This is a genomic window from Erwinia sp. MYb375 (genome assembly GCF_037479175.1).
In the GTDB taxonomy this organism is placed as follows: Bacteria; Pseudomonadota; Gammaproteobacteria; order Enterobacterales; family Enterobacteriaceae; genus Erwinia; species Erwinia rhapontici.
The window spans coordinates 1,728,035-1,746,991 of the sequence record NZ_JBBGZS010000023.1; the positions used below are offsets into that span (position 1 = coordinate 1,728,035).

Genomic DNA, 18,957 nt, shown 5'->3' on the forward strand with positions numbered 1-18,957 from the left:
TCATTCACCCAGTAAACGTATCATTTCCGCTTCGTCGATCACCGGGATACCCAGTTCCTGCGCTTTAGCCAGCTTGGAACCTGCAGCCTCTCCGGCAATCACCAGATCCGTCTTCTTCGACACGCTGCCACTCACTTTCGCGCCGAGCGCCGCCAGCCGGTCTTTGGCTTCATCACGCGAGAGAACGGTCAGTGAACCGGTCAGTACCACGGTTTTCCCGGCAAACGGGCTATCAATCTCTTCCGCTTTCACGACCACGACGTCAGGCCAGTGAATACCGGCCTTTTCTACCAGCAGGCGGATCACTTCACGGTTACTTTCTTCATCCAGGAAGTTCCGCACATGGCTGGCCACCACTTTGCCGACATCCGGTACGGCAATCAGTGACTCCAGATCCGCCGCCATCAGTGCCTCCAGCGTACCGAAATGCGCCGCCAGGTTAGCCGCCGTCGCCTCACCGACTTCACTAATGCCCAGGGCATACAGGAAACGGGCAAAGGTGGTCTGCTTCGCTTTCGCCAGCGCATCCACCACATTCTGTGCCGATTTCGGCCCCATACGATCCAGCCCGGTCAATTTACCCGCCGTCAGATCGAACAGGTCGGCCGGATTCAGGACGTACTCTTTATCTACCAGCTGGTCGATAATCTTTTCGCCCATCCCGTCGATATCCAGTGCCCGACGCGAGACAAAGTGTTTTAACGCGCCTTTGCGCTGTGCGCCACAGATCAGGCCGCCCGTGCAGCGAGCAACCACCTCGCCCTCCACGCGTTCAACGTCGGAACCACAAACCGGACATTGGGTAGGAAACACCACGTCACGGGCATCTTCCGCGTGATCGACCACGCTGACCACTTTCGGGATGACATCGCCCGCGCGGCGGATCACTACGCGATCGCCGATCTTCAGCCCCAGCCGTTCAATCTCGTCGGCGTTGTGCAACGTGGCATTGCTGACGATAACCCCGGCCACCAGCACCGGCTCCAGCCGTGCTACCGGGGTTATCGCGCCGGTACGCCCCACCTGGAACTCAACGTCACGCACGACCGTCATCTGCTCCTGGGCCGGGAATTTAAACGCGATCGCCCAGCGAGGTGCGCGGGCAACAAAGCCCAGCTGTTCCTGGAGATCCAGCGAATCCACTTTGATCACCACGCCATCAATATCAAAACCCAACGTCGGGCGAGCGGTTTCTACTTCACGGTAAAAGGCCAGCACTTCATCGGCGTTATGACACAGCCGCACGCGGTCACTGACCGGTAAGCCCCAGGCTTTAAACTGTTGCAGGCGCCCCATATGACTGCGCGGCATCTCGCCCCCTTCCAGCAGCCCCAGGCCGTAACAGAAGAACGTCAGCGGTCGTTTGGCGGTGATGCGTGGATCGAGCTGACGCAGAGAGCCCGCAGCAGCGTTACGCGGATTAGCAAATACCTTGCTCCCGGTACGGCGCGCTTCGTCGTTCATTTTTTCAAAACCGGGCAGCGGCATAAACACTTCACCGCGCACTTCCATACGCGCCGGTATATTGTCCCCGCTCAGACGCAACGGGATGGCGCGAATAGTGCGCACGTTAGCCGTGATATTTTCACCCGTGGTGCCATCGCCTCGCGTTGCTGCACGCACCAGCTCACCGTTTTCATACAACAGGCTGACCGCCAGCCCATCCAGTTTCAGCTCACAGCAGAAGGTGATGTCATCGCTGTTTTTCAGACGGTCCTGAACACGTTTGTTAAACGCCAGGTAGCTCTCTTCATCGAAGGCATTATCCAGCGACAACATCGGCACTTCGTGGCGCACCTGATCAAAAGCCGCCAGCGGTGCAGCGCCAACGCGCTGGGTGGGTGAATCAGCGGTTATCAGTTCCGGATGAGCCGTTTCCAGCTCACGCAGTTCACCCATCAGGCGATCGTACTCCGCATCCGGCACTTCCGGTGCATCCAGTACGTGATACTGATGTTCATGGTGGCGAAGCAGGGTTCGCAAATGGTTAATGTTGTCTTGTACGGATTCCATAGCGGCACCATCAGAGATAAAAAACCCCCGGAGACCGGGGGTTCAGGAAGAGATTGCGGATAAAGATAGAATTAGTTGCTGTTAGCGTCAATCACATCGCGAATGCGTGCTTTATAGGTTTCCAGCTTTTGCGGTGTCATCATGCGGCGTTCATCATCCAGTACAACCCCACCGACATCGTCGGCGATACGCTGGGCAGATTGCAGCATCAGCTTAAAGTTCTGATGCGCATCGCCGTAGGACGGCACCATCATAAAGATCGACACGCCCGGCGTGGTAAATCAGACATGTTGTCTGGATTAAACGACCCCGGTTTTACCATATTCGCCAGACTGAACAGGACCGGGCCGCTGCCCGCCGGGTTCAGATGACGATGGAAGATATTCATTTCACCAAACTGGAAACCGGCTTGCAGCACACCCTGTAACAGGGCTTCACCGTTGATGCTGCCACCCGCGTGGGCAGAAACATGCAGCACCAGCACCGTCTCTTTCCGACGTGCTTCTTCGCGCTTCGCTTCGGCAATCTCTGCGGCTGATGGCGGCACGGCCTCGGGTTCAGGCTGAGGTTGCACAGGAGCGGCAGGCGCCACCTGACGGATCGGCTCAGGTTGACGCACAGGTTCAGCGGTTTCCCGGTCTGGTTCAGGGGCATGCTGGAGCGCACCACCGAACAGCGGATCCGACTCAGGTTGTTCATTAACCACCGGCTGATGAGGAACCGGTTCAGGTTGCGGACGAGGTTTGGGTTGACGCGGCGGCTCATCCCCGGCAGTAAAGCCACTCAGGGAAGGCTCCGACGGCTCAGGCTGGCTGCGTTGTACCCGCACTTCGCCCACGCTCTCATCTTCGTCTTCGAACGCTTCTTCTCTATCCTGCTTTAAACGTTTATGTGGGCGATCACGAAAAACGGATGAGCGCTCTTTACGGCTGGTCCACAGGCCGTGAAGGAGAAGCGCTATTATGGCGATCGCGCCAACAACGATTAATATCAGACGCAAATCCTGCATCATTGTATTCTCTGTTGTTCCAATACCTTGCCACCGCGGCAAACTTTATCCTCTAACTGTATTTGCCCAGGTACACAAGTGCAAGTCTGTGCAGTATTTTCTGACAAATATCCCAGTCTGAGGTCGCTTTTTTGCTGATTTTTCGCTCAAAGTCCCTCTGTAAAGGGAAAAAAGCTGAGTTATGATAACCGTCGCCTGCCCATTGAAAGGAGAAAAGCAGTACATGTCACCTCACAATTCTGACCCGACACACAGTGGCGTCCACTATTTTGCCCAGGGGTGGAAGCTGATCCTTCTGCCGGGTATCCGTCGTTTCGTCATTCTTCCACTGCTGGTCAACATCCTGTTAATGGGGGGCGCTTTCGTCTGGTTGTTTGGTCGTCTCGGCCACTGGATCCCTGAATTGATGGCGATGATCCCCAGTTGGTTGCAGTGGTTAAGCTACCTGCTCTGGCCGCTCATTGTCCTGTCGATTATTTTAGTCTTTAGTTACTTTTTCTCCACCATCGCCAACTGGATTGCCGCCCCTTTCTGTGGCCTGCTTGCCGAACAACTGGAAGGTCGCCTGACCGGTAAACCCTTGCCGGACAATGGCTGGAGCGGACTGGTGAAAGATCTGCCGCGCATCATGAAGCGTGAATGGCAAAAACTGGCTTATTATCTGCCCCGCGCCCTGGTACTGTTTTTGCTTTATTTTGTACCGGTATTCGGTCAGACCGCCGCCCCGGTATTGTGGTTCCTGTTCAGCGCCTGGATGCTGTCTATTCAGTACTGCGATTTTCCCTTCGATAATCACAAAGTGAGCTTCCGCCAGATGCGTTCCGCGCTGCGGCAGAATAAAACGGAGAATATGCAGTTCGGGGCACTGGTGAGTTTATTCACCATGATCCCACTACTGAATCTGGTGATTATGCCGGTAGCGGTCTGCGGGGCCACCGCCATGTGGGTGGATAAATATCGCCCACATCTGGCACTGAATCGATAGACCATCACGGGCCGGCCGCAACGCGTGCTCGGCCCTTGCCCAACGAGGTGGCTTAAGCAAAAAAAGCGACTTATGCCATTTTTGTAGGGCTTATTTCTGCAGAACATATCTATATTCGATTTCTTCACTTCACTGGCTAAATGAACAAGGTATGCTCTAAGCGTTCCCAATATTTCATACAGTTAAGGACGGGCTATGAGTAAGATCTATGAAGACAACTCTTTAACAATCGGTCATACGCCGCTGGTTCGACTGAACCGCATCGGTAATGGACGCATTCTGGCAAAAGTAGAGTCGCGTAACCCTAGCTTCAGTGTCAAATGCCGTATCGGTGCCAATATGATTTGGGACGCAGAGAAACGCGGAATTCTGAAGCCAGGCATTGAACTGGTTGAACCGACCAGTGGTAATACCGGTATTGCCCTGGCGTATGTTGCCGCCGCCCGCGGTTACAAACTGACGCTGACCATGCCGGAAACCATGAGCGTTGAGCGCCGTAAACTGCTGAAAGCGCTGGGTGCGAATCTGGTGCTGACCGAAGGCGCGAAGGGCATGAAAGGTGCCATTAGCAAAGCGGAAGAGATTGTGGCTGCCGACCCGGACAAATTTGTTCTGTTACAGCAGTTCAGCAACCCGGCTAACCCGGAAATTCATGAAAAAACGACCGGCCCGGAAATCTGGGAAGACACCGATGGCGAAGTTGACGTGTTTATTGCCGGCGTTGGTACCGGCGGTACGCTGACGGGTGTCAGCCGCTACATTAAAAACACCAAAGGCAAAAAAGAGCTGATTACCGTCGCCGTTGAACCCACGGACTCTCCGGTGATTGCTCAGGCCATCGCAGGCGAAGAAATTAAACCAGGCCCCCACAAAATTCAGGGTATCGGTGCCGGTTTCATTCCGGGCAACCTCGATCTGAATCTGGTTGACCGCGTGATTTCCATCTCCAACGAAGAAGCTATCTCGACGGCACGACTCCTGATGGAAGAAGAAGGTATTCTGGCGGGCATCTCCTCCGGCGCTGCCGTCGCTGCTGCACTGAAACTGCAGCAAGAAGAAGCGTTCGCCAACAAAAATATCGTGGTGATTCTACCCTCTTCTGGCGAACGCTACCTGTCAACTGCCCTGTTTGCCGATCTCTTTACAGAGAAAGAACTGCAACAGTAGTACCAGAAGAGCGATATTGTCTGAAAAAGCACCCGATCGGGTGCTTTTTTGTGGAGTACATCAAACTTTTACCACCCTGCAGATTGATTTTACCCACCAGTGTCTGGTATTTAAGCTGCCAATTATTTCGATCCGTAAAATTAATCGCCGCGTGAACTGGATCAAGCTGAATCGATTTACTGGTTTGGCGCACAAAGCGAAATAGCGGCATAATGGTAAATGGAAAAGTACTGGGAAACACCGCGTTCTTTCTCACTCTTCACTCCACCTTACCAGCGCATTTTTTGGCCAGTCTTTGTACCATGCCAGCGCGACTCACTACAGGCTAAAGTTCAGCCACCAGGCTAGACTTTAGATCAACAACACCAAACCAAATTAAGTTGGGGAAATATAATGTTCCAGCAAGAAGTTACCATCACCGCACCAAACGGCCTGCACACTCGTCCAGCAGCTCAGTTCGTTAAAGAAGCTAAAGCTTTCGCTTCAGAAATCACCGTGACCTCTAACGGTAAGTCTGCCAGCGCGAAAAGCCTGTTCAAGTTACAGACTCTGGGTCTGACTCAGGGCACCGTGGTTACCCTGTCAGCGGAAGGCGAAGATGAGCAGAAAGCCGTTGAGCACCTGGTTAAACTGATGGCAGAACTGGAGTAATCCGTTCGCTTTCAGCTTCGATAGCGAAGTGTTTCCAGACTGAGTTATGCAATATTGATCGCGAACAGTACGTTCGCGATATTGTTTCCGTAAAGTTACCCAAAGCTGACGAAACAGGTTGTGTTCTCGGTCTGGCTCGCTGAGTGGATTAACCGATGTGCAGTCATCCGCGGTTCTCCGCCTCAGATGATTATCAGAGAAAGAAAAGGTAGGGTTATGATTTCAGGCATTTTAGCATCACCGGGTATCGCTTTCGGCAAGGCGCTTCTGCTGAAAGAAGATGAGATTATCATCAACCGGAAAAAGATTTCTGCCGACCAGGTCGACCAGGAAATTCAACGTTTTCTTGATGGTCGTAAAAAAGCTGCCGTGCAGCTGGAAGCGATCAAAATCAAAGCCGGGGAAACCTTCGGTGAAGAGAAAGAAGCGATCTTCGAAGGGCACATCATGCTGCTCGAAGATGAAGAACTTGAGCAAGAAATCATCGCCCTGATTAAAGACGAGCACGCCACTGCGGATGCTGCTGCCTTTTCTGTGATTGAAGGCCAGGCGAAAGCACTGGAAGAGCTCGATGACGAGTATCTGAAAGAACGTGCTGCCGACGTTCGTGACATCGGTAAACGCCTGCTGCAAAATATTCTTGGCCTGCATATCGTTGACCTCAGCGCCATCAATGAAGAAGTGCTGCTGATCGCGAAAGATCTGACCCCGTCAGAAACTGCACAGCTCAACCTGAACAAAGTGCTGGGCTTTATCACCGATATCGGTGGCCGCACGTCACACACCTCGATCATGGCGCGTTCTCTGGAACTTCCCGCCATCGTCGGCACCGGTAATGTGACCAGCCAGGTAAAAAATGACGATTTCCTGATCCTCGATGGCGTCAACAATCAGGTGTACGTTAACCCGACATCTGAAAAAATCGAAGAGCTGAAAGCTGTAGCCCATCAGTACCTCAGCGAGAAAACCGAGCTGGCGAAACTGAAAGATCTGCCGGCAATTACGCTTGATGGCCATCAGGTAGAAGTGTGCGCTAACATCGGTACTGTGCGTGATGTCGCCGGTGCTGAACGTAATGGCGCAGAAGGTGTTGGCTTGTACCGCACCGAATTCCTGTTTATGGACCGTGAATCACTGCCAACGGAAGACGAACAGTTCCAGGCATATAAAGCCGTTGCTGAAGCCGTCGGTGCTCAGGCTGTGATTGTACGTACCATGGACATCGGCGGGGATAAAGACCTGCCGTACATGAACCTGCCGAAAGAAGACAACCCCTTCCTCGGCTGGCGTGCGATTCGCATCGCGATGGACCGTCCTGAAATTCTGCATGCTCAGCTGCGCGCTATCCTGCGTGCCTCTGCGTTTGGCAAACTGCGTATCATGTTCCCCATGATCATCGCCGTTGAGGAAGTTCGCTTCCTGAAAGCTGAACTGGAAACCCTGAAAGCTCAGCTGCGCGAAGAAGGCAAAGCCTTCGACGAAAGTATTGAAGTGGGTATTATGGTGGAAACTCCTGCTTCAGCCGTCATTGCTCATCATCTGGCAAAAGAAGTCGATTTCTTCAGTATTGGGACAAACGACCTGACGCAGTATACTCTGGCAGTGGATCGTGGTAACGACCTGATCTCCCATCTCTACAACCCAATGTCTCCTTCTGTTCTGACGCTGATTAAGCAGGTTATTGACGCTTCTCATGCCGAAGGTAAATGGACTGGCATGTGTGGTGAGCTGGCAGGCGACGAACGTGCTACACTACTGTTATTGGGAATGGGGCTGGACGAATTCAGCATGAGTGCCATTTCTATTCCACGCATTAAGAAAATTATTCGTAATACGAATTTTGAAGATGCGAAGGCATTGGCAGAGCAGGCTCTGGCTCAACCTACAGCGGACGAGTTGATGAACCTGGTCAACAAGTTCATTGAAGAAAAAACACTCTGCTGAGACCTGGACACGCTGGCCCAATATTACTGCTTAGGAGAAGAACATGGGTTTGTTTTCAAAACTTTTTGGCGATAAGTCTGATTCCGCATCGGGCACCATCGAGATCGTAGCGCCTCTGTCGGGTGAAATCGTCAATATCGAAGACGTTCCAGACGTGGTGTTTGCGGAGAAGATTGTTGGCGACGGCATCGCTATCAAACCGACTGGCAATAAAATGGTTGCGCCGGTCGATGGCACCATCGGTAAAATCTTCGAAACCAATCATGCTTTTTCCATCGAATCAGACAACGGCATTGAGCTGTTTGTCCACTTCGGGATTGATACGGTTGAACTGAAAGGCGAAGGCTTCAAACGCATCGCTGAAGAAGGTCAGAAGGTTAAAAAAGGCGACGTGGTGATCGAGTTTGATCTGGCGCTGCTGGAAGAAAAAGCAAAATCAACGCTGACCCCAGTGGTGATCTCTAATATGGATGAGATCAAAGAACTGGTTAAGCTGACGGGTAACGTTGTCGTGGGTGAAACCCCGGTTATCCGCATCAGAAAATAACAGCGGTCATCGTAGATAAGCCCCCTGATTTCGGTCAGGGGGCTTTTTTATTGGGGAAATTACCAACTGGTCAGCAACGCATCTCGCAGGGTGAGGGACGGTACGGGAACATCGTCCAGCTCCAGCTGCTGCTCAATATGGTGAAGATGTTCATCCATAATGCTCTGCGCCCGAGCCACCTCCCCTGCCCGCAGAGCAGTAATCACCTCGCGGTGTTCCCGGCACTGGCAATCAGGTGTGTCAATACGCTGATATAACGCGACAATCAGCGAGCTACGCACCATCAGAGTAGAGAGCATCTCACTCAGCACCTGGTTATCACTGATTTTCGCCAGCAGCAAATGAAACTGGCTCAGTTCACGGATAATATCGCGGCGGTCTTCACGGGCAGCCGCCGCTTCCCCCGCCTGTAAATGAGCTTCTATCTCATCATAATGCAACGCCATTTTCCCGGTGCTAATCCCGGCAAGCACGGCATGCTCAATCGCCCGGCGGGCGATAAACACTTCCCGCGCCTCACGGGCTTCGGGCTGTGCGACCTTCGCTCCGCGATTCGGGGCAATCGTGACGATATGCTGCAACGCCAGCCTCTGTAAGGCCGCCTGCACGTGATTGCGATTGGCTGACAGCACGTCAACGATTTGTGCTTCTACCAGCCGCATACCGGGCTTTAACCGATGCTGCGCGATAGCCATCGACAGAGAATCGACGATGCGCTGTACTTCCTGCTGTCTGGCGCTGGCCACAACGCTCATGTCTTACCTCAACGAAATAAAAAAATGGCGCTGATAGCCGTTGCTACACTGCCCAATGCGGCAAGCGAATAGTGAGTTCCAGTCCGCCATCACGGGCGTTCACCGCACTGACTTCCCCTTGATGGGCAATCACCACTTTACGCACAATTGACAGCCCAAGCCCATAGCCTTTACCTGATAAGGGTGAATTAACACGTACAAAGGGGTCAAAAATACTCGAAAGCTTGTCAGCCTCCACCCCGGGCCCGCGATCGCGTACGCTGATCACCAGCCAGTCATGTTCCTTGTGCAGGCTAATGATCACCTGCTGGCCGTGCAGGGAAAAACGCAGCGCGTTGCGCACCACATTTTCGACTGCCGAACGGATCAGGTTCGCATCCCCTTTGACCGTATAATCCTGTTGCTCATCCGCATTCAACAGAATCTCGACACCGGGGATCTGCGCTTCATAGCGCGCATCGTTGGTGACGGCGTTCAGTAACCCCAGTAGATCAAAATACTGCTCATCGGGCAGGCTCTGATGTTCTGCCCGCGACAACGTCAGCAGTTCACCAATCATTTTATCCAGACGACGCGCCTCTTCATCAATACGATCGAGCGAGGCATTAACACTTTCCGGCGTCTGCCTTGCCAGCCCGGTTGCCAGCTGCAAGCGTGCCAGTGGCGAACGCAGTTCGTGAGAGACATCGTGCAGCAGCTCCTCACGCGCTCTGACCAGCACCGACAGGCGCTCAACCATCGCATCGAAGTCCTGTGCCACAACCGAAAACTCATCGTGGCGACGGCGCATCTGAGGGAACAGACGGACCGACAGATCGCCTTTCGAGACGCGGCCAAATCCCGCACGCAGCTGGCGCATCGGGCGCGTCAGGTTCCATGCCAGGAACAGGCTGAACAGCAACCCGCAGATGCCGCCGACAATAAATAGCGGCTCTGGCATATTGAGAATACTGCGCGGACGTCTGCCCATCGTACTGTCGGCACGCAGGCCTGCCACATCATACCTTAGCTGATACTGGCGGCCGTCAGCCCCGGTGACCCATTCCGTCACCTCTTTCGGGAATTCGCCAGGGGCAAGATCGCGGTTTAACTCATCACGCGGTATCACCTGCTGTGGCGGTTTATCCATCAGCCGCACGGAGAAAAAACGTCGATCGTTGGGCGGCCAGTCAACCATCATGTCGTTCAGCGCTTCCAGCCCACCCCGTTGCAGCACCGACACCGCAGAGGTCATCTGCAAATTGACGATACGCTTGGTGGCCATGTTTTCCGGGGGTTCATGATGTTTGCCATACAGACTAAAACCCAGCCAAAGCAGCTGGGTAATCGCAATATAGGTTAGCCAGAAGCCCAGCAGGATTTTCCAGAACAGAAAACCACGGAACCAGGATTTCATCGGATACGGTAACCGATGCTGCGCACCGTTTCGATATTGATAGTGTCTTGCGTCAGTGCCGCCAGCTTCTGGCGGATATTGCTGATATGCACATCCACGCTGCGGTCGTAGGCTTCACGCGGACGTCCCAGCCCTTTTTCAGACAGCTCGTCCTTTGATACCACGCGATCGGGGGAGCGCAGCAGCAAATCTAACAGGTTGAATTCTGAGGCGGTCAGGTCGAACGGCTTTTTCTGCCACTCGCTAATTCGCGTTGCCGGGTTCAGCGTCAACTCCCCCCAGCCAATCACCTCTTTGTTTTCCAGCACCACGGGCTGCTCTTCTACGCGCCGCAGCACTGCACGCAGACGCGCCACCAGCTCACGCGGGTAGCACGGCTTCGGCATATAATCATCCGCCCCCATCTCCAGGCCAATCACCCGGTCGATGTTGTCGCCCTTAGCGGTCAGCATAATCACCGGCAGGCGGCCATTCTGACGCACCTGGCGCAGCACATCGATACCGCTCATATCAGGCAGCATAATATCGAGGATCATAGCGCTGTAGTCGCCGGAGAGCGCGCCTTCCACACCGGCTTTCCCCGTTAACACCAGCGAAGCATCAAAACCTTCGGCAATCAGGTACTGACTGAGCATGGTGCCCAGTTCAAGGTCGTCATCAACCAGTAAAATTTTCATACGGGATCTCTCAATGATACAGCCGCTATTTTCGCCTGTTATCGACGGCTTCGCAGCCGCTTTTACCCAATCCTTACAGTCTAATCAAAGGTGGGGGAAGTGTCAGGAAGGATTTGATGCGCGCAGCGGCAGAAGGTTCGGCCGCTGCGAAGAAATAATGGCAGGTTAGTAAACGCCGGTGGAGAGATAGCGATCGCCGCGATCGCAGACGATCGCCACAATCACGCTACCAGGATGGGCGTGGGCGAGGCGTATTGCACCCGCAACGGCGCCGCCGGAACTGACACCACAGAATACCCCTTCACGCTGTGCCAGCAGGCGCATCGTCTCTTCGGCTTCCTGTTGCGACATATCCATGACGCGATCCACCAGCTCCGGGCGGAAAATCCCCGGCAGATATGCGGCAGGCCAGCGGCGAATACCCGGAATGCTGCTGCCTTCAGAAGGTTGCAGGCCGACGATTTCTACGCTCTGGCTCTGCTCTTTCAGATAACGCCCCACGCCGGTAATGGTGCCGGTGGTGCCCATGCTGGACACAAAGTGAGTTAAGCGCCCCGCCGTCTGTTGCCAGATCTCCGGCCCGGTGGTGAGATAATGCCCGAGGGGGTTATCCGGATTGTTAAACTGGTCCAGCACCTTGCCTTCACCGCGTGCCGCCATTGCATCAGCAAGATCACGCGCCCCTTCCATCCCCTGTTCGCGGCTCACCAGAATCAGTTCAGCCCCGTAAGCGCGCATTGCCGCCTGCCGCTCAACGCTCATATTGTCCGGCATCAGCAATTTTAAGCGGTAACCTTTCATCGCGGCGATCATCGCCAGCGCAATCCCGGTATTGCCACTGGTGGCTTCAATCAGCACATCACCGGGGTGAATTTCACCGCGCCGTTCCGCGTGGTGAATCATCGAGAATGCGGCGCGATCTTTCACCGAACCGGCGGGATTATTCCCCTCCAGCTTGAGCCAGATTTCACTGCCGTTCATGGGCGTCAGGCGCTGGAGTTGAATCAGCGGCGTATTGCCGATGGTATGTTCGAGTGTGGTCAAGGTCTGTGGGTTCCCGCATGAAATGGCAAAGGGCCGGAAAAACCGACCCTCTGTACTTAAAATGACATCAGAGAAAAATATCAGGCGCTTTGTGCAAAGGCAACAGGCCGTAACGCGGTATCACCGTGGTACAGGCGTGCGTGTTGCAAGCCAACGAACAGACGTTCACCGCGAACAGGAGCCACCTGGTCACCGTCCATCACCACGGTAATCGGTTCACCGCTCCAGTCAGCAGGCACCACGACCAGCTGCCAGAAGTGTCCGCGTGGGCTGACTTCCAGCACCTGGGCCGGCAACGGTGTTTCCAGGCTGCTCTGACGGCTGACGTCAATTTCCCACGGGCGCAGGAACAGTTCTACCGGACCCTGGTGCGCAGGCGCATAGCCCAGCGGCCAGTGATGGGCGCCAACATGGAACTGAGAACCCTGCACCGCCCCATCGAAGCGGTTCACTTCGCCGAGGAACTCCAGCACAAAGCGGGTGGCCGGATCACGCCAGACATCATCCGGTGTGCCAACCTGCTCAATGTTACCCTGGCTCATCACCACCACGCGATCGGCCACTTCCATGGCTTCTTCCTGATCGTGGGTCACGAACACGCTGGTGAATTTCAGCTCTTCATGCAGCTGACGCATCCAGCGGCGCAGTTCTTTACGCACCTGAGCGTCCAGCGCACCGAAAGGTTCATCCAACAGCAGGATTTGAGGTTCCACTGCCAGCGCACGCGCCAGGGCGACACGCTGCTTCTGACCACCGGAAAGCTGTGCCGGGAAACGGCCAGCAAGATGCCCAAGCTGAACCATCTCCAGTAAGCGAGTGACTTTCTGCTTAATGTCCGCGGCCGAGGGGCGCTCACGACGCGGCAGTACCGTCAGGCCAAACGCAATATTCTCGAACACGGTCATATGACGGAACAGTGCATAGTGCTGGAACACAAAGCCCACCTGACGGTCGCGGGCATGGACCCGGCTGACGTCTTTACCGTGGAAGCTCAGGCGCCCGCTGTTCTGGTTTTCCAGCCCGGCGATAATACGCAGGAGCGTGGTTTTCCCGGAGCCAGAAGGCCCCAGCAATGCCACCATTTGACCGGAAGGGATATCCAGCGAAATATCGTTCAGGACTTTCGTCTTGCCGAAGTATTTATTAATGCTATCGATTTCAATGCTCATGCTTCCCCTCCAGTTCCAGACGCTTGCTCTGGCTTTCTAACCGCCACTGCACCGCGCTTTTTAAAAACAACGTCACTATCGCCATCAGGGTCAGCAGCGCGGCGGCGGTAAAGGCCCCGACGGTGTTGTAATCCTGATGCAGTAATTCAACCTGTAGTGGCAGAGTATAGGTCTCACCGCGAATCGAGCCGGAGACCACCGATACGGCACCAAACTCACCGATGGCGCGGGCGTTGGTCAGCACCACACCGTACAGCAGCGCCCAGCGAATATTCGGTAAGGTCACGCGCCAGAACATCTTCCAGCCCGATGCGCCCAGTAACACGGCGGCTTCATCTTCATGACTGCCCTGGCTCAACATCACCGGCACCAGTTCACGTACCACAAACGGGCAGGTAACGAAAATGGTCACCATCGCCATCCCCTGCCAGGAGAACATCAGCTGGATATTATGCGCATCCAGCCAGCCGCCCGCCGACCCGTTGACGCCCCAGAACAGCAGGTACATCAGCCCTGCCACCACCGGTGATACGGCAAATGGAATATCAAATAATGTCAGCAACAGCTGGCGGCCCGGGAAGGTAAAGCGCGTCACCAGCCAGGCCAGCAGCGTGCCAAACACCAGATTCACCGGGACGGTAATCAGCGCAATCAGCACCGTCAGCCAGATGGAGTGCAGCATGTCGGAATCACTAAGGTTGTCGAGAGAGGCCATCAGGCCCTCTGACAACGCGGCGGTAAAAATCGCCACCAGCGGGATCACCAACAGCATCAGCGAGATCAGCATGCCAAGGCCAATCAGCACCCATTTTCCCCACTGAATGCGTGCGCGCCCCACGCCCTTAAAATCGGTAACGTCAGCCATTAGTGACCTCCAATACGACGGCCAAAGCGGCTCTGTAAGGTGTTAATCGCAAACAGAAGCAGCAATGACGCCGCCAGAATCACCGAGGCGATGGCGCTGGCAGCCGGATAGTCAAACTCCTGTAAACGCACAAAGATAATCAGCGAGGTCACTTCGGTTTTCCACGCAATGTTGCCGGCAATAAAAATCACCGCGCCAAACTCGCCCAGGCTGCGGGTGAATGACAGTGCCGTACCGGCCAGCAGCGCCGGGCCGACTTCCGGCAGCACCACGCGGCGAAAACTTTGCCACGGCGTCGCGCCGAGTGTTTCCGCCGCCTCTTCATATTCCGGCCCCAGCTCTTCCAACACCGGCTGAACGGTACGCACCACAAACGGGATGCTGGTAAAAGCCATCGCCACGGCGATGCCGAGCCAGGTATAGGACACTTTGATGTCAAACTGCGCCAGCCACTCGCCGTACCAGCCATTGACGGAGAACAGCCCGGCCAGCGTCAGACCGGCCACTGCCGTCGGCAGCGCAAACGGCAGGTCCATCAGACCATCCAGCAGCGCACGCCCGGGGAAACGGTAACGGGTCAGGATCCACGCCATCAGCATGCCAAAGACCGCGTTAAAAATAGAAGCCACCCCGGCGGCCAGCAGCGTGACTTCATAGGCTGCCATGACCTGCGGGTTGGTAATCACTTCCCAGTACTGCGCCAGCGTCATTTGCGACAACTGCATCAGCAGTGCGCTGATCGGTAGCAGCAGAATCAGACAGGTGAAAAAAAGGCTACTGCCCAGGCTGATACCAAACCCGGGCAGGACGCGTTTACTGCTTGCTGAAAACATTGACTACCGCCCCGCCGCTAACAACTTATCCAGTTCGCCACCACTGACGAAATGGGTTTTCATCACCTGATCCCAGCTACCAAAATCATCGGCCACGCGGAATAAATCCGTCTGTGGGAAACGATCTTTTTGTTGCGCCATCAACTGAGGATTATTCACGCGATAATAAAACTGCGTAATAATTTGCTGGGCCGCCGGGGTATACAGATAGTTCAGATAGGCTTTGGCTGCCGCTTCTGTGTGGTTATGTTCGACATTTTTATCGACCCACGCGACCGGGAATTCAGCCAGAATATTGGTTTTCGGCACGATGACTTCATAGCCATCTTTGGCGTACTGATTGCGGATAGTGTTCACCTCCGATTCGAAACTGATCAGCACATCGCCCAGACCGCGCTCCACAAAGGTGGTGGTGGCGCCACGCCCGCCGGTATCAAACACTTCGACGTTTTTCAGAAACTGCGTCATTAACGCTTCCGTCTTCGCTTTATCTTTACCGTCGGTGCGATCAAAAGCGCCCCAGGCAGCCAGATAGGTGTAACGGGCGTTGCCGGAGGTTTTTGGATTCGGGAAAATCAGTTTTACATCGTTACGCACCAGGTCGTTCCAGTCGCGGATATGCTTCGGGTTACCCTTGCGCACCAGAAACGCCATGGTGGAGTAGAACGGCGAGCTGGCATTCGGTAAACGCTGCTGCCAGTCAGCGGGGATCAGTTTGCCTTTGTCGTGCAGGATCTGCACATCGGTCACCTGATTGTAGGTCACCACATCGGCTTTCAGGCCCTGCAAAATCGCCAGCGCCTGCTTGGAAGAACCCGCATGAGATTGTTTGATGGTCAGCGTGTCGCCAGGATGCTGCTGCGCCCACTGTTTTTCAAACGGTGCGTTCAGGGCGCTGAACAACTCACGCGAGACATCATAAGAGCTGTTGAGCAGCTCGGTCGCCTGTGCGCCCGTACTCAGCAATAACGCCAGCGCGGAGGCTGTTACGTATTTTTTTACCGTTGGTAACGTCATTATGCACCCTGTGAGATTCACCGGTCGACCGACCTGAAGTGCATTCAGTTTATTTATAACCAGGGTAAAAGCTGTAACGGTTTTATATACCGTTTAGTGCTTTGCAAGCAGAAAACGCTATAAGCGTGTGGAATTGATTATGCAGCGAGTGGGAATGAAAACGACGTTGGTGGATAGTTGGTGGATAAACGAGGGGCGGGTCATGACCCGCCCGGTCCTGGCATGCCTGGCCCCTACAATGCTGCCAACTGCTCAAGAGACGGCGCATAGAAATAGCTGCCACTGACCGGTTTGGTGAAACGTAGCATCGCATCGAACTTGCCATCGGTTTCACCAAACATGCTTAACAGCTGCTGCTCAATGTTATACAGCGTAGCGCAGTAGGCCAGGAAGAACAGGCCATGGGTCCCGCTGGCCGTGCCGTATGGCAGGCTCTGACGTAAGATTTTCAGTCCTTTGCCGTTTTCTTTCAGGTCCACACGCGCCACATGAGACGTGGCCGGGCGCGCATCGCCCTCCAGCTCTTCGTTACTCTCTTTGGTGCGGCCCATAATCTGCTCCTGCTTATTCACCGCCAGGCGATGAAACATCGGCAAATTATGCTGCCAGCGCTGGCTGAAGACGTAGCTCCCGCCCGCATTGTCCCCCTGGCGAATAATCGCTACCGCTTCGCGCTGTTCACCCTGTGGGTTTTCAGTACCGTCGACAAACCCGCTGAGATCGCGATCTTCCGTCCAGCGGAACCCGTGTGTCTCTTCGGCGATGCGAATAGCACTGCCAAATGCCGCCAGCGCCGCTTGTGCCAGACTGAAATTCACATCGTGACGCAGGGACTGAATATGGATCAACATATCACGCTGGGTGGCCGGTGCCATACCTTTCCCCAGCGGCTGGAAGTCTTTGAGTTCAGCGCTGCTGTTACCCGCGCAGAGATCGCTCCACAGACCGTTGCCAAAGGCAATGACTGCCCCCAGCCCGGCATCGGGATAGCGTTGTTGCAGCAGGGATAGCTGCTGAAGAAACTGCTGGCTGCCACGGCGAACAGCGTCAACATCGCCTTCCACCATCGCTTCAAGATAAATAGCAAAACGGCGATGCTCTAATAAAATGCCGCTCTGAAAATGGGACATGTTGCTCTCCTGGCTCTCAGGTTAATTCTGGTCAGTTTTTCAGAATATGATAACCCAAGTGCATGCCAGGAGAGTGTTCAAACGCAATATTTATGGGGTCTTTATGCCAACCGCATTAACGGCGCCAGATAATTTTGCTTAAGGTCCAGTTTTTCAGCGTATCGTCAGAAGGCATCAGACCTTCCGGGCCATGCCAGTCGCCGCTGAAAACATAGCTGATATGCTGGCTGCCAGGGGCTTTACACTCGACGCTGGCGCTGTCCACGCCGCTGGCTTTCTGGCAGGCTCCATAGGCTTTGCTGTAGAGATCGCTGAATGCCGTGCCAAACTTCACACCGCTTTCGGTAGTCACGTCGTGATCCATGATATCAATGCGGTTGACCGTGGTATCACCGACCAGCTCCACTTTGACCTGCTTATCGCTGTCGACGCCCTGCCAGAAGTGAACGATATTCCCATCGGTGGTGCGCATCCCCTGGCGCAGATGATAGTTGCCGTTCAGGGCATCATTCAGCACGTCACGCTGCATCAGCGTGCTGCTCTTCACCTCACCCAGCCCCTGCTCGGTCACCTTCAACGAGGAACCAAACCAGTGCATCGGTGACAGGCTGGACCAAGACCAGGAGACGGGATTCCACCAGGTGGACGAAGACGCGCTATCGGGCTGAGAAGATGAGCCTGCGCAGCCCGCCAGTATCAGGGCAGCCAGCAGTATCGCCGGGCGAAAAGTTTTCATTGCAACTCCAGTATTCATTGTCAGGGGCTTCCGTACTGCTTGGAGTGTGAATTGACCTAAAAGTTTAATTCAGTGATTTTCAGCCGGGTCAAAGCAGTCACGTAACCGCCGATATCCCAGCAGTGCCAGAATGGCGAGGCCATCCAGCAGCGTGACCATCAGCACCAGTGAGGATGCCGCTTCATCGTTCTGCCACAGCGCCACCAGCTGAACACCGAGCGTTAAAACCAGCGTCAGCACCAGCACCCAACGCCATGCCTGCCACAGGCGCGGCAAACGCTGGCGATAACCGGTCAGCAGCAGCCCGAGGGCAGCAGGAACGCCTGACGCCAGCCCCAGCCAGAAGACGTGGTTATCCGGATAAAACAGCTCAAGCAGGCTCTCGCCCTGCTGGCGTGACGCACCGGCCGCCACAAACAACACCCATGTGCGTGCCTGCAACAGCAAAATCGCCCAGAAAGAGAGGGGCAGACGGAGCTGACCTTTCGTGTCGTAATCGTCGGGGGAATATTTCAAAATAGTGAATCAATACTCGCGATCTTCAATCAGACGTTTGCCCAACAGCAGGCTGTCCACCGTTTCGTAGTCCAGCTTTTCATAAAACCCGGTCACGGCATCGTTCTCTTCACGGACCATCACATTGATTTTCGGGCAGCCGCGGGCAATCAGCTTTTTCTCCAGGCGATTAATCAGCGCGTTGGCAAAGCCGCGTCCCTGATAATCAGGATGAACACCAAGATAATAGGCCGAGCCGCGATGCCCGTCGTAGCCACCCATCAGCGTACCGACAATTTCACCGCCCACCACCGCGACCATAAACAGATCCGGGTCGTGGTTCAGCTTACGCTCAATATCCATCTCAGGATCGTTCCAGGGACGTAACAGATCGCAACGCTCCCAGAGGGTAATTACTTCTTCAAAATCATCTTGCCGGAATGCGCGGATTTCCATGAGATTTGGCCTGTGGTTAAGCATAATTTGCTGATTATCACGTATTCTTCTGTCGGTGCAAGTGTGTT

19 protein-coding genes and 1 pseudogene are annotated in these 18,957 nt (G+C 54.6%); 5 read left to right on the forward strand and 15 right to left on the reverse strand.

From position 1 onward, the window contains the following. Both ligA and zipA read right to left on the reverse strand, forming a co-directional pair. Positions 1-2,013 (reverse strand): NAD-dependent DNA ligase LigA, encoded by a 2,013-nt coding sequence (ligA, locus tag WH279_RS20770; protein WP_339458342.1) that lies wholly within the window; start codon positions 2,011-2,013, stop codon positions 1-3. A gap of 71 nt (positions 2,014-2,084) precedes the next feature. Then, positions 2,085-3,025 (reverse strand): annotated as a pseudogene (gene zipA / locus WH279_RS20775) (cell division protein ZipA). Positions 3,026-3,245: 220 nt separating this feature from the next. Here zipA and cysZ point away from each other — a divergent pair. Further along, positions 3,246-4,007, forward strand: a complete 762-nt coding sequence (cysZ, locus tag WH279_RS20780) for a sulfate transporter CysZ (protein WP_339458344.1) — start codon at positions 3,246-3,248, stop codon at positions 4,005-4,007. Between the two features lie 195 nt (positions 4,008-4,202). Further along, on the forward strand, positions 4,203-5,174 hold the full coding sequence (gene cysK, locus WH279_RS20785; RefSeq protein ID WP_339458346.1) for a cysteine synthase A: 972 nt from the start codon (positions 4,203-4,205) through the stop codon (positions 5,172-5,174). Here the strand turns inward: cysK and WH279_RS20790 are convergent. Next, positions 5,149-5,430, reverse strand: a complete 282-nt coding sequence (locus WH279_RS20790) for a hypothetical protein (protein WP_339458348.1) — start codon at positions 5,428-5,430, stop codon at positions 5,149-5,151. The two genes, cysK and WH279_RS20790, sit on opposite strands and share 26 nt — an antisense overlap. Positions 5,431-5,567: 137 nt before the next feature. Here WH279_RS20790 and ptsH point away from each other — a divergent pair, with 137 nt between their 5' ends. The 3 genes from ptsH (at position 5,568) to crr (ending at position 8,316) form a co-directional block, all read left to right on the forward strand. Further along, entirely contained in the window at positions 5,568-5,825 is a 258-nt protein-coding gene (gene ptsH / locus WH279_RS20795) for a phosphocarrier protein Hpr (protein WP_034916267.1), read from the forward strand. Between the two features lie 216 nt (positions 5,826-6,041). Then, on the forward strand, positions 6,042-7,769 hold the full coding sequence (gene ptsI, locus WH279_RS20800; RefSeq protein WP_133845954.1) for a phosphoenolpyruvate-protein phosphotransferase PtsI: 1,728 nt from the start codon (positions 6,042-6,044) through the stop codon (positions 7,767-7,769). Between the two features lie 43 nt (positions 7,770-7,812). Beyond that, complete coding sequence (gene crr, locus WH279_RS20805; RefSeq protein WP_200643962.1) at positions 7,813-8,316, forward strand: PTS glucose transporter subunit IIA; 504 nt, start codon at positions 7,813-7,815, stop codon at positions 8,314-8,316. Positions 8,317-8,375: 59 nt separating this feature from the next. Here the strand turns inward: crr and WH279_RS20810 are convergent, their stop codons facing one another. From WH279_RS20810 to WH279_RS20865, 12 genes are all read right to left on the reverse strand, one after another. Further along, the gene (locus WH279_RS20810) at positions 8,376-9,071 is read right to left on the reverse strand and encodes a GntR family transcriptional regulator (protein WP_339458351.1); all 696 of its coding nucleotides are present in this window, start codon (positions 9,069-9,071) and stop codon (positions 8,376-8,378) included. A 43-nt stretch (positions 9,072-9,114) separates the two neighbouring features. After that, a complete protein-coding gene (locus WH279_RS20815; RefSeq protein ID WP_339458353.1) occupies positions 9,115-10,467 on the reverse strand; it encodes an ATP-binding protein in 1,353 nt (450 codons plus the stop codon). Continuing rightward, positions 10,464-11,144, reverse strand: coding sequence for a response regulator transcription factor (locus WH279_RS20820; protein ID WP_133845950.1), 681 nt, complete (start codon positions 11,142-11,144; stop codon positions 10,464-10,466). Before WH279_RS20820 ends, WH279_RS20815 begins: the two co-directional genes overlap by 4 nt. A gap of 165 nt (positions 11,145-11,309) precedes the next feature. After that, positions 11,310-12,188: a cysteine synthase CysM gene (gene cysM, locus WH279_RS20825; RefSeq protein WP_200643958.1), complete on the reverse strand. Its 879-nt coding sequence runs from the start codon at positions 12,186-12,188 to the stop codon at positions 11,310-11,312. 80 nt (positions 12,189-12,268) lie between these two features. After that, positions 12,269-13,357 carry a sulfate/thiosulfate ABC transporter ATP-binding protein CysA gene (cysA, locus tag WH279_RS20830; protein ID WP_339458357.1) on the reverse strand — a complete coding sequence of 363 codons (1,089 nt, stop codon included), beginning with the start codon at positions 13,355-13,357 and terminating at the stop codon, positions 12,269-12,271. Then, positions 13,347-14,222, reverse strand: coding sequence for a sulfate/thiosulfate ABC transporter permease CysW (cysW, locus tag WH279_RS20835; RefSeq protein WP_133845947.1), 876 nt, complete (start codon positions 14,220-14,222; stop codon positions 13,347-13,349). The genes cysA and cysW overlap by 11 nt, the downstream gene beginning before the upstream one ends. Further along, positions 14,222-15,055, reverse strand: coding sequence for a sulfate/thiosulfate ABC transporter permease CysT (gene cysT / locus WH279_RS20840; RefSeq protein ID WP_339458359.1), 834 nt, complete (start codon positions 15,053-15,055; stop codon positions 14,222-14,224). Before cysT ends, cysW begins: the two co-directional genes overlap by 1 nt. A gap of 3 nt (positions 15,056-15,058) precedes the next feature. Then, positions 15,059-16,072 (reverse strand): sulfate ABC transporter substrate-binding protein, encoded by a 1,014-nt coding sequence (locus tag WH279_RS20845; protein ID WP_133845945.1) that lies wholly within the window; start codon positions 16,070-16,072, stop codon positions 15,059-15,061. A gap of 233 nt (positions 16,073-16,305) precedes the next feature. After that, the gene (locus WH279_RS20850; protein ID WP_339458362.1) at positions 16,306-17,202 is read right to left on the reverse strand and encodes a Dyp-type peroxidase; all 897 of its coding nucleotides are present in this window, start codon (positions 17,200-17,202) and stop codon (positions 16,306-16,308) included. 115 nt (positions 17,203-17,317) lie between these two features. Then, on the reverse strand, positions 17,318-17,938 hold the full coding sequence (locus tag WH279_RS20855) for an RpoE-regulated lipoprotein (RefSeq protein ID WP_339458364.1): 621 nt from the start codon (positions 17,936-17,938) through the stop codon (positions 17,318-17,320). 69 nt (positions 17,939-18,007) lie between these two features. Continuing rightward, positions 18,008-18,454: a DUF2919 domain-containing protein gene (locus WH279_RS20860; protein ID WP_200643954.1), complete on the reverse strand. Its 447-nt coding sequence runs from the start codon at positions 18,452-18,454 to the stop codon at positions 18,008-18,010. 9 nt (positions 18,455-18,463) lie between these two features. After that, on the reverse strand, positions 18,464-18,889 hold the full coding sequence (locus tag WH279_RS20865) for a GNAT family acetyltransferase (protein ID WP_200643953.1): 426 nt from the start codon (positions 18,887-18,889) through the stop codon (positions 18,464-18,466). Positions 18,890-18,957 lie beyond the last annotated feature (68 nt).

What these genes read in the sequence shown, in the direction of transcription:
- ligA (WP_339458342.1), bottom strand. Translation starts at nt 2,013, where the DNA reads ATGGAATCCGTACAAGACAACATTAACCATTTGCGAACCCTGCTTCGC.
- cysZ (WP_339458344.1), top strand. Translation starts at nt 3,246, where the DNA reads ATGTCACCTCACAATTCTGACCCGACACACAGTGGCGTCCACTATTTT.
- cysK (WP_339458346.1), top strand. Translation starts at nt 4,203, where the DNA reads ATGAGTAAGATCTATGAAGACAACTCTTTAACAATCGGTCATACGCCG.
- ptsH (WP_034916267.1), top strand. Translation starts at nt 5,568, where the DNA reads ATGTTCCAGCAAGAAGTTACCATCACCGCACCAAACGGCCTGCACACT.
- ptsI (WP_133845954.1), top strand. Translation starts at nt 6,042, where the DNA reads ATGATTTCAGGCATTTTAGCATCACCGGGTATCGCTTTCGGCAAGGCG.
- crr (WP_200643962.1), top strand. Translation starts at nt 7,813, where the DNA reads ATGGGTTTGTTTTCAAAACTTTTTGGCGATAAGTCTGATTCCGCATCG.
- WH279_RS20810 (WP_339458351.1), bottom strand. Translation starts at nt 9,071, where the DNA reads ATGAGCGTTGTGGCCAGCGCCAGACAGCAGGAAGTACAGCGCATCGTC.
- WH279_RS20815 (WP_339458353.1), bottom strand. Translation starts at nt 10,467, where the DNA reads ATGAAATCCTGGTTCCGTGGTTTTCTGTTCTGGAAAATCCTGCTGGGC.
- WH279_RS20820 (WP_133845950.1), bottom strand. Translation starts at nt 11,144, where the DNA reads ATGAAAATTTTACTGGTTGATGACGACCTTGAACTGGGCACCATGCTC.
- cysA (WP_339458357.1), bottom strand. Translation starts at nt 13,357, where the DNA reads ATGAGCATTGAAATCGATAGCATTAATAAATACTTCGGCAAGACGAAA.
- cysW (WP_133845947.1), bottom strand. Translation starts at nt 14,222, where the DNA reads ATGGCTGACGTTACCGATTTTAAGGGCGTGGGGCGCGCACGCATTCAG.
- cysT (WP_339458359.1), bottom strand. Translation starts at nt 15,055, where the DNA reads ATGTTTTCAGCAAGCAGTAAACGCGTCCTGCCCGGGTTTGGTATCAGC.
- WH279_RS20845 (WP_133845945.1), bottom strand. Translation starts at nt 16,072, where the DNA reads ATGACGTTACCAACGGTAAAAAAATACGTAACAGCCTCCGCGCTGGCG.
- WH279_RS20850 (WP_339458362.1), bottom strand. Translation starts at nt 17,202, where the DNA reads ATGTCCCATTTTCAGAGCGGCATTTTATTAGAGCATCGCCGTTTTGCT.
- WH279_RS20855 (WP_339458364.1), bottom strand. Translation starts at nt 17,938, where the DNA reads ATGAAAACTTTTCGCCCGGCGATACTGCTGGCTGCCCTGATACTGGCG.
- WH279_RS20865 (WP_200643953.1), bottom strand. Translation starts at nt 18,889, where the DNA reads ATGGAAATCCGCGCATTCCGGCAAGATGATTTTGAAGAAGTAATTACC.